The organism is Sphingomonas sp. JUb134, from assembly GCF_004341505.2.
GTDB lineage: Bacteria > Pseudomonadota > Alphaproteobacteria > Sphingomonadales > Sphingomonadaceae > Sphingomonas.
In genome coordinates, this window is sequence record NZ_SLYP02000001.1 from 872,866 (window position 1) to 886,512 (window position 13,647).

A 13,647-nucleotide genomic window follows, 5' to 3' on the forward strand; every position below is an offset into this window, starting at 1 on the left:
TTTCTTTTATCGGCGGTCGACCGGTCTTCCGAGGCCGCGTACTTACAGCTAGCCCTAATTATTTTCGACGACTATATCGGGCCGCAAGAACGGCTTACTCTACAGTGCTTGACCTAGCCGTTACATTAAGTGGCAAGCGTCGAAGCGTGGCTTAGAAGGTCGCAACCGTCTTCAGACCGAGAACGGTCAGAGGTGAGCGATGAGCGTCACCGGTTGGCTGAATCGTGTATTGCACATTAGGACGAATGACTAGGCCTTCGACGATGTTGATGCCGTAATATAGCTCTACGGTGTATTCCGTGGACTGTACCACGGTGCCCGCAAACCCGCGGTATTTTAGCAACTGCTGCAATCGTGAGAGCCGGTCGTTAACCTTGCCCATGCCAATACCGATCCCGAGCTCATCGATCGGCCGGCCTCGTACGAGGCCGGTGTATTGGAGCCCACCAGCAACTTTGCCTGCGAGGGTCTCGGTTTGATTACTAATCCAGGTCCCATTTGCAAAAAGGCTCAGTCGATGAGAGCCATCGGGTCGGGGGGACTGAAGCTGCTGCTTGATATTGCCGAACAGGCCCCACTGCTCGCGTCGAATGAGCGCTGCGGCGCCGGTGAGGGCGCGATAGTCGCCATTCGTGTCGAGTACCACGTCCGGCCTTCTGGCATTGCTGAAGAAAAAACCCGCCTTATAAAGACCTGGTTGGCCGCCGGGCTTCGGCGTAAAAGCGATCTCAACCGGCGCAAGTACACCTGTGCCTCTGGAAAAGTTTAGGTTGAATCCCCGCCCGCTCGGGTCGATGTTGAGCGGATTGACCTGATAGAGCCCAGCCTGCAATGTGAGATCCGACCGCAGCGCATATTTGATCCGACCGCCCCAGCTGCTCGATGGATAGTTATACCAGTAATCCGCAGCGATGTGTCCGCTGGCAGTTCCGCAAAGATAGAGACTTTGGAAGTCGCAGGCCGCGGAATTAAAATCCTCGTTGGGCGCGGTGCGTCCAGCCTTTAGAGTCCATTTACCTAGGCTGACCTGATACCATGCCTGCGCAAGCCGCCAGATCCGCCCACGCCCCCAGGTCTCCTGCGAGAATTGCAGAAGGTGAACGCCGGTAAGGTCATCCAGGCGAGGGCCGCTTCGCTTGTTGATCGCGAATTGGAACGTACCGGGAAGATCAGCGAGCTTTTGCAGGTCCGCCGTGAAGCCGAAGGCGAACTGCGTCGCATTGGCCGCGTCGCGGCGGCTGACACCGTCTAGAGCTGCCGCGGTCTCGCTGAGGTAAACAACCCGCGGCGTGATCCCGTGATCGATCAAAGCCGGCCGTATACCGCCCCATGACCCCAGAAGATGAGGATCATCGCGAGTAGGCCTGACGGGTTGGGTCGGTATCTCCGGCACCTTCGTTGGCTTGGGAACAGCTGGTTCTGCGGCCCGCTCATTCTTCTGAACGGAACCCGCCCGGTCGGCGGCTGGACGCACGTCTCCTTCCGCTTGCGCCGTCAGCGCAAGCGCCATGCTAAAGAACATTGATCCCCTCCTTTGTTTTTACCCTGGCGCTTCGCTACTGATGTCGCGCTGGCCTCCGACGATCGTCAGGGTGGCGACGAGACAAGGTTCGCGGGCGCTCCGGCCTCGTAGGCTTCGATGTTGTCGATGACCTGATCGGCGAGATACTGGATCGCCTGATGGCCGGCCCATGCGATGTGAGGCGTCAGGATGAAGTTTGGTCTGTCGAGCAGCGCCATATAGGGGTGGTCGGCGGGCGGTGGCTCGACCGCGCAGACATCGATTCCGGCTCCGGCGATCAGGCCTTCTGTTATGGCTCGAACGAGCGCCTGTTCGTCGATCAGCCCGCCGCGCGCGGTGTTGATGACAATCGGATGGCGCTGCATGAGCCCAAACTCCCGGTCCGAGAGCAGGTTGCGGGTCGCCTCGATCAGTGGGCAATGCAGGGTGAGGACATCGCTCCGGGCGAGAACCTCGTCGAAAGGCGTGAAGGGATCGCCCATGTCGTTGCGGCCCTTGTGGGCTGCATAGAGGACCTGCATGCCGAATGCCTCAGCCAGATGCCCGACAGCCTGGCCCAATGCGCCTTCGCCAATGATGCCGATGGTCTGACCCTGGAGGTTGGCGATCGGATAGTCGAAGAAGCAGAAATTGCCCGATTGCTGCCAGCGTCCGTCGCGAACCGCCTCCCGATAGCCGATCAGGCTGCGCCGCAGTGCCAGGATGAGTGCGAAGCAATGCTCGGGAACGGTCGCGGTGGCATAGCCCCGGATGTTGGAAACGACGATCCCGTGCGCCGAGCAATAATCGAGATCGACATTGTCGGTGCCGGTCGCCGCGATTGCAATCATACGCAGGTCAGGCAGCTGCGCCAGCGTATCCGCGTCGAGACTCACCTTGTTCGTGATCGCGATCGTGGCGCCGGCCAGCCGATCACGAACAAGCCCAGGCGGCGTATGCGGATGCTCGATCCACTCATGCTCGAGAGCCGGCGGACGCATGGTGACGTCTGGGGCGATCGTCTCGCGATCGAGAAAAACGATCTTTTGCATTCAGGCCTCTCGGTTCATGCGGCGAGCGAAAAAGTGCCGCGGTTCGAAAGCACCAGCCGTGCCGCCTTGTCGGCGATCATGAGCGTGCTCGCATTGGTGTTGGTGGATGTGATCGTCGGCATGATCGACGCGTCGATCACCCTGAGATTGGCCAGGCCGCGGACACACAAGCTCGGGTCGACCACCGCAAGGTCGTCGGTTCCCATCTTGCAGGTCCCGGCGGCATGGTAGACCGTCGTCCCGTTGCTGCGGGCGTAATCGAGGAATTCGTCGTCGCTTTGCACCCGATCGCCCGGCAGCATCTCCCGCTGGAGATGTCCCGCGAGCGCTGGCGCACGTGACAGCCGCCGCGCGAACTTCAGGGCGTCGACCACTACCTTGCGATCGAAAGCGTCCGACAGATAGCGGGGCTGGATCACCGGCGCGTCGCGATGATCGCTGGAACGCAGCCTGACCATACCGCGACTGCGCGGTCGCATCTGCCACGTTCCGCACGTCATGCCGGGGAAGTCGTCCAGCGCGCCGAGCTGTCCCGCGCGGAAGCTGCCGGGCGCGATCACATATTGGACGTCGGGGGTCGCAGAAGTCTCCTGCGTCCGCACGAAGGCGCCCATGAGGGCCGCGCTGTAGGTTAGGATACCCGATGCCGTCCCCACATATTTTGCAATCTCGTACAGGAGCCTCAAACCCCGCGCTCGCTCGTTCAATGTGCTCAGACCCTGCAGTTCATAAGTCGAACGGACGACATAATGATCCTGCAGATTGTCGCCGACGCCCGGAAGCGCATGCTGCACGGTGATGCCATGCTCCTGAAGATGCTCCGGATCGCCAATCCCCGACAGCATCAGGATCTGCGGGGATCCGACGACACCCGCGCTCAGCAGCACTTCGCCGGAAGCCTCGATCCTTTCCGTCTGGCCCGAATCATGACGCAGCTCGATGCCGGTTGCTCGCTTGCCGTCGAGCAGGATGCGAAGGACGCTCGCACCGGTCAGGATGCGCAGGTTGGACCGTCCGCGCGCGCGGGCGAGAAATGTTCGCGCGGCGCTGGCGCGAAAGCGGCCACGGCGGGTCTGCTGGTAATAGCCGAAGCCCTCGCGGGGATGGAGGTTGATGTCTTCGAGGAACGGCAGCCCGGTCTCGCGGGCAGCCTGGGCGATCACCTCGCAGGTCTGCGGTATCTCGGTCAGGTGATCGACCCAGAGCGGTCCCTCGTGGCCGCGTTCCTCGCTCGCGCCGCCCAGCCATGTCTCGCAGCGCCTGAAATGCGGCTCGACATCCGACCAGGACCAGCCGCTGTTGCCAAGCTGCGCCCAGTGATCATAATCCTCGGGCTGCCCACGGACATAGAGCAGGCCGTTGATCGAGCTCGATCCTCCTAGCACCCGCCCCCTTGGAAAGTTCATCTCGCGATTGCCGGTGTCGCCATCGGGCGCCGTCTTGTAGCGCCATGTGATCCGCGGATGCTCGAGCAGCTTGAGGAAGCCTGCGGGGACATGGATCATCGGGTGGGTGTCGCGGCCGCCCGCCTCGATGAGAAGGACCCTGGAGCGACCGTCCTCGGTCAGGCGGTCGGCAAGCACGCAACCCGCCGACCCGGCGCCGACGATGATATAGTCGTAGGTCATGCGACTTTATCTTTCTCGAGCGGAACATGGCCATGGACGACGCCGGAGCGTTCGAGCGTCGCGATCGCGGCGGCGTCGAGGCCGAACTCGGTCAGGATCTCCGCGCTGTGCTCGCCCAGCAAGGGCGCCGCACGGCGGTAATTGGCCGGCGTGCCTTTGAAATCGACCGGATGCGCGAGCATTTCGATGGCACCGGCGGTCGGATGCTGAACTGTGACGACCGTACCGTTGTGCGCGACCTGCGGATCCTTGCGCAGAGCGTCGTGGAGATCCTGGATCGGGGCGGCGGGCACCTCATGCTCGGCGAGCAGCGCGAGCCACTCCGCGACCGGGCGGGTCGCAAAGATCGCCTCAAGCTCGGCGTCGAGCGCGGCGCGATGTACGCAGCGCGCCACGTTCGTGGCGAAGCGGGTGTCGCTCGCCAGATCAGGACGCTTGATCGCCTTGCAGAGCGCGCTCCAGAATTTCTCGGTGAAGCACGCCAAAAAAAAGAAGTGCCCGTCGGCGGCGCGATAGTTGCGATACGGCACGAACGTCGGATGCGCGCTGCCGAGGCGCGGCGGCGCTTCGCCCGTTCGCAGTGTTTCGCCATCACGCGGGATCGCGCTGAAGATGGTTCCGGAGAGGAGAGAGAGTTCCAGCTTCTGCCCCTCGCCGGTCCGCTCACGATGCAGCAGCGCCGCGCAGACGCTATAGGCCAGGAGGGCGGCTGCCCCGAAATCCGGATACGGCGTCCCGATCCGCACCGGTGGTCCGTTCGCCTCTCCGGTCATCGCCATGACGCCGCTCAGCGCCTGGACGACGGGATCGTTGGCGGGGAGATGGGCATAAGGGCCGGTCTGGCCGAAGGCGGACACGCTGGCATAGATGATCCGCGGATTGACCGCCTTGACCGCCTCGTAACCGATACCGAGACGGTCGACCGTGCCGGGCCGGAAATTCTCCGTGATGACATCGGCATGGCGTGCCATGGCGAGAAAGGCATCCCGGCCGGCGGGCTGTTTGAGGTCGAGTCGGATGCTGCGCTTGTTGCGGTTCTGCGACAGGAACATGCTGCTCTCGCCGGCCGCGAAGACAGTGCCCATGTTGCGGGACAGTTCGCCCTTTTCGATCTCCTCGACCTTGATCACGTCGGCGCCGATATCACCGAGAAGCATGGTGCCGACGGGCCCGGCGGTCATGACGGTGAGATCGAGGATCTTGTATCCCGACAGCGGGAGCTGCGAAGCCATTGCGATTTCCTCTCCAGATTTTTGTTAGAAGCGCTTCCAGTCGCGCTCGACGGCATCCCCTTCCTGCTTCCATACGAAGCAGCCGAGGTAATGCTCGTCATCGGTTTCGGGATAGTCGGTGCGATAATGGCCGCTTCTCGTTTCCGTGCGGGCAAGGCACGCGTCGAGAACGAGATCGCTGATCTGCGCCATATTGCGCAGGCTCAGCCCTTTCAGCAGGGTCTGCGGGCCGAAGCGCGCATCTCGCAGAGCGTCTCTCGCCGATGCGATGATCGATCTGGCCTTCTCGAGGCCGGCGGCATCCTTCTCGACCAGGCAATGACGCTGCATCGCCGTGCGGATCGATCCTTCAATCGCATCGAGGTCCGGGTTTGAGGTGCCGCCGTCGAGCGATGCGGCAATGCCTTCCAGGCTAGCATCGAGCGTCGCCGCGTCCGAAGCCTTGGCGGCGGCCGCGCGGCGCCCGGCGGCGGCGCCGGCGCGGTGGCCGAAGACCTGGCCCTCGGCCAGCGAGTTGCCACCCGGCCGGTCGGGCCCGCGGACCCCGCCGGCAAGCTCGCCGATCACGTAGAGGCCCGGAATCGTGCTCTGGGCATCGGTATCGACCATCCGCACGCCGCCATTCATGCACTGGAAAGCGATGCCGACCTCGAACTGGCCGGTGCGAACATCGAGGCCGCGCTCACGCATCCAATTGGCGGTGTTGGGGATCACGGCAGTGATCCGCTCCTCGGGGATATGGGCGAATGACAGGGAAACACCGCCATGCGGCCCGGCCCGGCCCTCGTTGATCTCTCGCGCGATCGCGATGTCGAGATAGCGAGATGCGTTGGTGGTGGTGAAGGGAAACACCTTCTCGTCGAGGACCTCCTCGACCGACAGGTCGGCGGGAACATAATCGCGCAAGAACGCGTGCCCTTCGCTGTTGGTGATCTCGGGGTGGAGGATGAAGCAGGACTTGCTGAAGAGCTGGACGTAAGGATGGATGAGCGCCGGTCCGAACTGATGAAATTCGAGATTGACCAATTCGGCGCCGTGCCGGAGACAGATGGCCTGACCGTCGCCGCTCATTTCGGCGGTCGAAACCTGCTGCTGGAAGGCCCCATGCATGCCGCCGGTGCCGAGCACCACGGCCGGCGCGATATAGTGGATCAGCCGCTGTCGTTCGCCGTCGAAGGCGAGCACACCGCTGATCGCGCCGTCCCGATCGCGGACAAGATCGATCAGCATCACGGGCGCGTCGACATGCACGCCGGTCCGCACCAGTTCGTCGCTGATCGCGTCGACAAAGGCCTTGCCGGTGCGGCCGCCCACGCCCATTGCGCGACCATAGGTTCCGAAGTCGCTGCGGATCAGTTTGTAATCGGTGGATTGCTCTTCGGGTTGCGCCGGCAACCGATCGAACTGGACGCCGAGGTCGATGAGGTCCTGAATGCGCTTGGGCGCATCTTCCGCCAATACCTGAACCAGCGCGGGATCGATGAAACCCTGCCCCGCCCGCATGGTGTCGTTGAAATGCACCTCCGCGCTGTCCTTGCGGTCGCCATATCCGGCGGCCCCCATGGACATGATCTCGCTGGCGCCATGAACCGTACTGCCGCCGGTTCGTAAGGGCGCCTTGGCGAGGAGGTGGACGTCGGCGCCCGCCTGGCGCGCCGAGAGCGCGGCGCGCGAAGCCGCACCGCCCCCGCCGACGACGACGACGTCGGTCTTGATCGTGATGAGTTCAAGTGGAAGCTGGGTCATGTCGCTCTCTGCGATAAAGGTCAGGAGAAGAGGTCTCGCGCGACGATGTTGCGCTGGATCTCGTTGGTGCCGCCGAAGATCTGGAAAAGCTTGGATTCGCGGAAGTGACGCTGCATCGCGAATTCCATGCAATAGCCGTTGGCGCCCATCACCTGCAGGCCGTTGGTGGCGATCTGGACATAGGCGTCCGATGCGAACGTCTTGGCCTGCGACGCCTGCGCCGAACAGGGCTCGCCATCAGCCAGGAGGCGCGCAGCCCGCAGCACCAGCAACCGGCTGGCATCGACCAGCGTCTTGGCATCCACGAGCTTGTGCGAAATCGCCTGGAACTGGGTGATCGAACGGCCGAACTGGTGGCGATCCACCGCATATCCGCTCGCCAGATCGTAGGCCGCCTGCGCTGCCCCGGTGCAGATCGCGCCGAGCGCCACGCGCTCCTTGGCGAGCACGGTGCTGAGCTGGCGCCACCCCTTGTGGAGTGGGCCGACCATCATGTCGGCAGCGACACGGACATCGCTGAAGACCACCTCGCAGGTGCGAATGGCATGGCCGCCGAGCATGTCGATCGGATTGATGGTGATGCCGCCCGCATCCTTGGGCACGAGGAACAGGGAAATCCCGTCATGCGGCTTGGCATCCGGGTCAGTGCGACAGGCGACGAGGAAATAGTCGGCCTGCAGCGCGCCGGTGATCCACATCTTGGTGCCGTTGATGACATAGGCGTCGCCGTCTGGGCGGGCCGACGTGGTCAGGCTGGCGGCATCCGAGCCCGAACCGTTCTCGCTGAGCGCGAAGGCGAAGAAGGCCTTGCCCTGGGCGAGCAGCGGCAGGGTCTTGCGCTGGATCTCGTCCGACGCGAACCGGGCCAGCGCCCCGCCGACCATGTTCACGTTCATGTTCCAGTAGCGCGCGAGAGCGACCGAATGATAACCGAGCACCTCGAGCATCGCGACCATGTCGAGATATCCGCCGACGCCGCCATGCTCCTCGGGCAGCGTGACGGCGAAATAGCCCTGTTCGGCCATGCCGTCGACGAGTTGCTGGGGAAAGCGTTTATGCTCGTCGCACTCGCGAACATAATCCGGCGTCGCATGCCGGCTCAGGAAGCCATCGACACTGGTGCGAAAGGCGATCTGGTCGTCGCCCAGATAAGGCCGCAAATCGGCTTGTATTTCCTGCTCCCGGTGCATGTTCTTGTCCTTTTAAGATTTAGCCTAGATGTGGCGCCACTGCGGGGGGCGCTTCTCGAGGAAGGAGTTCCACCCCTCTGCGGCATCCTGGGTTTGATAGATGGCGACGTAGAGCGCGCGTTCTCTTTCGAGATACGCGCGGAACTCTCGACGGAAATCGTCGTGCAGGAGCTTGGTCACCGCGCGCATCGAATGTACCGGACGCGCGGCCAGTTCGTTTGCAATGCGAAGTGACACATCGAGCGCAGCGCCGGTCGGAACGACCTCGTCCACTATGCCCTGGGTTTCCGCAGCTCCGATCGGATAGATCTCACCGCGGGCCAGCCAGCGATAGGCGCGCGCTGCGCCAAGCAACCGCTCGAGCAGCGGGATCCCGCCAGTCCCGGGAAAACCACCGCGATTGATTTCCGGCAAGCCCAGACGCGCGCCCTCGGCGATGATGCGCATCTGGCAACACAAAGCGATCTCGAAGCCACCCCCAAGGCATGCGCCTTCGATGGCCGCGATCAGCGGCTTGTCGAGTTCGACGAGGGCGAGCGCCATGGCATGGCCGTTGCGGCAATGCGCCTCGGCCACGGCCGGATCGCTGCGGCGTCCGAATTCCTTGAGGTCAGCGCCCGCGCAGAAATTTTCGCCGCTGTCAACGGCGGAGCAAAACCAGGCCAGCGGGGCGGAGTAAAAGCAGGCCACTTGAGGCGCGCGCTGACGATATGAAAAGGGCCCCGATCGGGGCCCTTTTCATATCGTTGCCGTCCTCGGCCTGATGGTCAGGAAGATAATATCTCACCGGTGTCCGGGTCGGACAGGGCACTGGCCTGGTTTTGCTCCGCCCCGCGACGTTTGCGTCCGGTGGACTGCTTGAGGCGATAGCTGTCGCCGTTCATGGTCAGGATGGTGGCATGGTGGGTGAGCCGGTCGAGCAGTGCGCCGGTCAGCCGCTCGGAGGCGAGCACCTGCGTCCAGTCCTCGAACGGCAGGTTGGAGGTGATGATGGTCGAGCCGCGCTCGTAGCGCTGCGACAGCACCTCGAAGAGCAGTTCGGCGCCGGTCGGGGACAACGGGACGTAGCCGAGTTCATCGACGACGAGCAGCTTCACGGCCGCCATCTCGCGTTGGAGCTTGAGCAGCCGTCGCTCGTCTCGCGCCTCCATCAACTGGTTCACCAGCGAGGCCGCGGTAGTGAAGGCGACTGTGAAGCCCTTCTGGCAAGCCGCCAGGCCGAGCGCGAGGGCTACATGCGTCTTGCCTGTCCCGCTGTTGCCGAGCGCAATGACGTTCTCGCGGCGCAGGATATATTCGCACCGTGCGAGCTCGACCACCATCATCTTGTTCAGGCTGGGGATGGCGGTGAACTCGAAGGTGTCGAAGCTCTTCACAGCCGGGAAACGGGCTGCGCGGATCCGTCGCTCGATGGTCCGGCGCTCGCGGTCGATGAGCTCCAACTCGATAAGCCGCAACAGGTAGCGCGTGTGGTCGACCCCGCCTTGCGCGCATTCGCGCGCGACCTTTTCGTACTCGCGCAGAACGGTTGGCAGTTTGAGTTGTTTGAGATGATGGGCGAGCAGCACCTGTGGCGTACCTGCGGTCGTGCCCACCGGCATGGCGTCCTTGTCCGTCATGCTGCCAGCACCGCATAGTCGGCCGCGCACGTCGTTTTGACGTCCATCTTGGGCACGTGCGGATACGCCGCTAAATCCAGGCGCGGCGGACGGCGCTCGATACGCGCCAGCGCGATGAGTTTTACCGCGTCAAAACCAGGTGCGCCCAACTGGACTGCCTCGGTCACGGCATCCGTGACGATGGGAAGCGGCATCGCCTCGAGCAGCCGCAGCACCTGGATGAACTCGCGTTTACCCTTGTTGCCCATCCGGGCCTCGAGCAGGTGGCGCAGATGCTGGAAGATGTCCGGCAGGTTCCAGTCCTGAAGGGCTGCCGCCTGGTCGAGCGCACCGGGCTTGGTCTCGATGAGCGCGAGATAGTGCAGTGGGTTGGAGACGAATACGCCTTCGTCGTAGCAACGCGCGTGCCGGGCAATCTCTTCGCCCGCGCATATGATGACGACCTCGTCGACGAACCCCTTCACCATCACGTCGCGGTAGCCGTACGCGGTCGGCACCGAATAGTCGTTGGTCCGGTAGCGCACCATCGCGGTCGACGACACGCGCGCCGCGCGTTTCTCGCATGGCTCCAGTGGTACGGACGGCAGCGTGCGCAATGCCGATACGTCTGCCGCCAGCCGCTCGGCAATGGTCTGCGCGTGCTGACCGGCATGCTCGCCCTGGCGCGTACGGCAGGACTCCTCGAACCTGGCGTTCAGGACATCGAAATTGGCAGCGACCGGCACGGGCACCATGAAGTTGTTGCGCGCAAACTTCACCAGCCCCTCGACCTTGCCTTTGTCGTTGCCTCGCGCTGGACGCGCAAAACGGTCCTGAAACAGGTAGTGGCTGACCAACTCGGTGAAGGCGCGTGTGCGCTCGCGCGTTCCATCGCCGCAGATCTTTGCCACGGCGATGGTTGTGTTGTCGTAGAGGATGGACAGCGGCACGCCCCCGAAGAACGCGAATGCCGACACGTGCCCGTCAAGAAACGCCTCGGTCGTCTCGCGCGGATACGCCTTGAAGAAGCAGGCATCCGACTGCGGCAGCGACATGCAGAAATAGTGGATCTTCATCCGCTCCCCGCCGACGACCGCGACCGCCTCGCCAAAGTCGACCTGTGCATGCCCCGGCGGGTGCGCCAGCGGCACGAAGGTCTCGCGCCCGCGGGCCCTGCACAGCCGCACATGGTCCTTCACCATCGTGTAGCCGCCCGTATAGCCATGCTCGTCGCGCAGCCGCTCAAAGATCCGCTTGGCCGTGTGCTGCTGCTTGCCCGGCGCCTCGCGGTCGGCTGCCAGGATTGCGTCGATAACCGGTAGCAGCGTCCCGAGCTTCGGCTTGGTCGGAGGTTTCGTCCGGCGGTATCCAGGAGGCGCCGAATACAGGCACATCTTGCGTACCGTATCCCGGTTCAGCCCGAACACCTCCGCCGCTTCCCGGCGACTATGCCCCTCGACAAATACAAACCGTCTGACCGCTGCGTAGCTCTCCACGACAAACATCCCCGCCGCTCCGCAAAGGGAGCAGCTTACCAACTGGCCGGATTTTACTCCGCCCCCGACGGCACTGCGCCGGCGGTCCTGTGGCCTGGTTTGTCACCGCCCTTCACAGCCGTTCTTTCCCAAGAGCCACGGCCGGCCGCGGGTGGATGACCGACGGGTTCTGAGCGGCATCGTCTTCGTCAACCGCAATGGGCTGCGCTGGCGAGATGCGCCCAGCGCCTATGGGCCACACAAGACGCTCTACAACCGATGGAAGCGCTGGGGTGAGGCAGGCGTGTTCACGCGGATGATGGAAGGGTTGGCGGCGGCAGGCGCCGAGCCGAAGACGGTTATGATCGACGCCACCTACCTGAAGGCGCACCGCACGGCATCGAGCCTGCGGGTAAAACGTATGGCTCGCCCCGTCGGCAAGCGGTTTGTGTCTGATGTTCTGAGCAGTCTGCGAAAACGTATCCGGCCTTCCAACACGAGGTTGTTGGCCAAGATGGAGATCCGCGCGTCCTGGTCCTCATAAAGGGGCCGGCATCGAGTGCCATTTTTAGCCATAGGGTTCCGGGACACCGGTCGACTGTCAGGCCATCTTTCACTCACCTCCCGCAGACATCATTTAGCTGGCGCAAGGCGCGCCGGCCGAGCTTGTTCAGGCTGCTTGTGCAACCGGATCGTAGGTGCGCTCGTGTCGCAGCAGCGCCCACACGATACGCGCCATCTTGGCGGCCAATGCCACCACGACGGTGTTGTGATGAGAACGTGAGAGGAGACCGCGCAGCCAGGCGCCAAGTCGCGTATCGCTCTTGCTCATGACCGGCAGGGACGCACGCGCACCTTGGATCAGGTTCTTGCGCAGGTAACGGCTCCCACGTTTGGTGATACCGAGCAACCGCGGCTTGCCTCCGGTCGTTGCCTGCCGCGGCACCAAGCCCAGCCATGCGGCAAGGTCGCGCCCGCGCCCGAAGGTCCGGGCATCCCCGATCGCTGCCACCAGCGCAGTGGCATTAAGCGCACCGATGCCGGGAATGGTCAGCAATCGCCGTGTCCGTTCATCCGCCCGAGCCGCATCGGTGAACTCGGCATCGAGATCTGCGATCCGTTCGTCGAGCGCGCTCCAGCGCAGGCGCATGTCGCTCACCAGCCGGTGAATGCGGGAGCCGAGTACCGGTTCGTCACCATCCAGCATCTCACCCAGCCGAAGGGCAAGCTTTGCACGCCCCTGTGGGACGATGTAACCGCGTTCGAGGAGGAGGCTCCTGATCTGGTTCATCAGGGAGGTGCGGTCTCCGACAAGCTGGTCACGGATACGATGGAGCGTCTGCATGTCGAGTTGCTCCTCGGTCTTTAGCTCGACAAACCGCATAGTCGGCCGTGTCGCCGCCTCGGCGATCGCCTCGGCATCACGATCATCGTTTTTCTGCGCCTTGACGTAAGGGCGGACGTATTCCGGCGACATCAATCGTACCGCATGGCCTTGTCGCGCCAAGGCACGTCCCATGTGATGCGCACCGCAGCAGGCCTCCATCGCCACAACGCAGGCCGGCAAGGTCGCCGCGTAGGTGATGACTGTCTCGCGCCGCATTCGTCGGCGGACGACAACCTTGCCAATTGCGTCCAGCCCAACCACGCTGCAGCTGTTCTTGCCAAGATCGATCCCGAGCACAGAAATGTCCATGACCTTCGCTCCTTCCGCAAACGACCCGCTGTCGTGAAGCAACAACGGTTCAGATAAGGGGCGAGCCATCCATAAAGGGGGGCCTTGGCCGCCTGATCGGACGCACCAAGGGCGGCATGAACACCAAGCTCCATGCCGTAGCCGATGCGAACGGACGCCCCTTGAGCTTCTTTATGACCGCCGGGCAGGTCAGCGATTACACCGGGGCGGCCGCGTTGCTGGACGACCTGCCGAAGGCTCAGTGGCTGCTAGGTGACCGCGGCTACGACGCCGACTGGTTCAGGGATGCGCTCCAGGCCAAGGGCATCCAACCCTGCATCCCAGGGCGGCGGTCCCGCAACGAGCCGGTCAGGTACGACAAGCGCCGCTATCGACGCCGCAGCCGCATCGAGATCATGTTCGGCCGCCTCAAGGACTGGCGACGCGTCGCAACCCGCTACGACCGCTGCCCGACCGCCTTCTTCTCCGCCATCGCCCTCGCTGCCACCGTCATCTTCTGGCTGTAATCAACGAGTCCTGACCCTAGTCA

The 13,647-nt window shown here is 63.4% G+C and carries 10 protein-coding genes and 2 pseudogenes; 2 read left to right on the forward strand and 10 right to left on the reverse strand.

Annotation, left to right across the window (positions count from 1 at the left end):
- Positions 1 to 151: 151 nt before the first annotated feature.
- The 9 genes from EDF69_RS04090 to istA all read right to left on the reverse strand — a co-directional run bounded on the left by EDF69_RS04090 (position 152) and on the right by istA (position 11,452).
- Positions 152 to 1,522, reverse strand: a complete 1,371-nt coding sequence (locus EDF69_RS04090; RefSeq protein WP_132884592.1) for a carbohydrate porin — start codon at positions 1,520 to 1,522, stop codon at positions 152 to 154.
- A 65-nt stretch (positions 1,523 to 1,587) separates the two neighbouring features.
- Positions 1,588 to 2,553, reverse strand: a complete 966-nt coding sequence (locus EDF69_RS04095) for a D-2-hydroxyacid dehydrogenase (RefSeq protein ID WP_132884593.1) — start codon at positions 2,551 to 2,553, stop codon at positions 1,588 to 1,590.
- Positions 2,554 to 2,567: 14 nt separating this feature from the next.
- Complete coding sequence (locus EDF69_RS04100; RefSeq protein ID WP_132884594.1) at positions 2,568 to 4,181, reverse strand: GMC family oxidoreductase; 1,614 nt, start codon at positions 4,179 to 4,181, stop codon at positions 2,568 to 2,570.
- Positions 4,178 to 5,413, reverse strand: a complete 1,236-nt coding sequence (locus EDF69_RS04105) for a CaiB/BaiF CoA transferase family protein (protein WP_132884595.1) — start codon at positions 5,411 to 5,413, stop codon at positions 4,178 to 4,180. The genes EDF69_RS04100 and EDF69_RS04105 overlap by 4 nt, the downstream gene beginning before the upstream one ends.
- 24 nt (positions 5,414 to 5,437) lie before the next feature.
- Complete coding sequence (locus tag EDF69_RS04110; protein WP_204991312.1) at positions 5,438 to 7,291, reverse strand: FAD-binding protein; 1,854 nt, start codon at positions 7,289 to 7,291, stop codon at positions 5,438 to 5,440.
- Positions 7,180 to 8,349: an acyl-CoA dehydrogenase family protein gene (locus EDF69_RS04115; RefSeq protein ID WP_132884596.1), complete on the reverse strand. Its 1,170-nt coding sequence runs from the start codon at positions 8,347 to 8,349 to the stop codon at positions 7,180 to 7,182. The genes EDF69_RS04110 and EDF69_RS04115 overlap by 112 nt, the downstream gene beginning before the upstream one ends.
- A 24-nt stretch (positions 8,350 to 8,373) precedes the next feature.
- Positions 8,374 to 9,039 (reverse strand): enoyl-CoA hydratase-related protein, encoded by a 666-nt coding sequence (locus tag EDF69_RS04120; protein ID WP_132884597.1) that lies wholly within the window; start codon positions 9,037 to 9,039, stop codon positions 8,374 to 8,376.
- A gap of 77 nt (positions 9,040 to 9,116) precedes the next feature.
- Positions 9,117 to 9,950, reverse strand: coding sequence for an IS21-like element helper ATPase IstB (istB, locus tag EDF69_RS04125; protein ID WP_204991410.1), 834 nt, complete (start codon positions 9,948 to 9,950; stop codon positions 9,117 to 9,119).
- 14 nt (positions 9,951 to 9,964) lie between these two features.
- On the reverse strand, positions 9,965 to 11,452 hold the full coding sequence (gene istA, locus EDF69_RS04130) for an IS21 family transposase (RefSeq protein ID WP_132884630.1): 1,488 nt from the start codon (positions 11,450 to 11,452) through the stop codon (positions 9,965 to 9,967).
- A 64-nt stretch (positions 11,453 to 11,516) separates the two neighbouring features.
- Between istA and EDF69_RS04135 the strand changes: the two are divergent.
- Positions 11,517 to 11,852 (forward strand): annotated as a pseudogene (locus EDF69_RS04135) (transposase); the annotation flags it as partial.
- Between the two features lie 240 nt (positions 11,853 to 12,092).
- Here EDF69_RS04135 and EDF69_RS04140 read toward each other — a convergent pair.
- Positions 12,093 to 13,118 (reverse strand): IS110 family transposase, encoded by a 1,026-nt coding sequence (locus EDF69_RS04140; protein ID WP_132884636.1) that lies wholly within the window; start codon positions 13,116 to 13,118, stop codon positions 12,093 to 12,095.
- Positions 13,119 to 13,168: 50 nt separating this feature from the next.
- On the opposite strand from EDF69_RS04140, the pseudogene EDF69_RS04145 reads away from it, so the two are divergent.
- Positions 13,169 to 13,624, forward strand: a pseudogene (locus EDF69_RS04145) (IS5 family transposase); the annotation flags it as partial.
- Between the last annotated feature and the right edge of the window lie 23 nt (positions 13,625 to 13,647).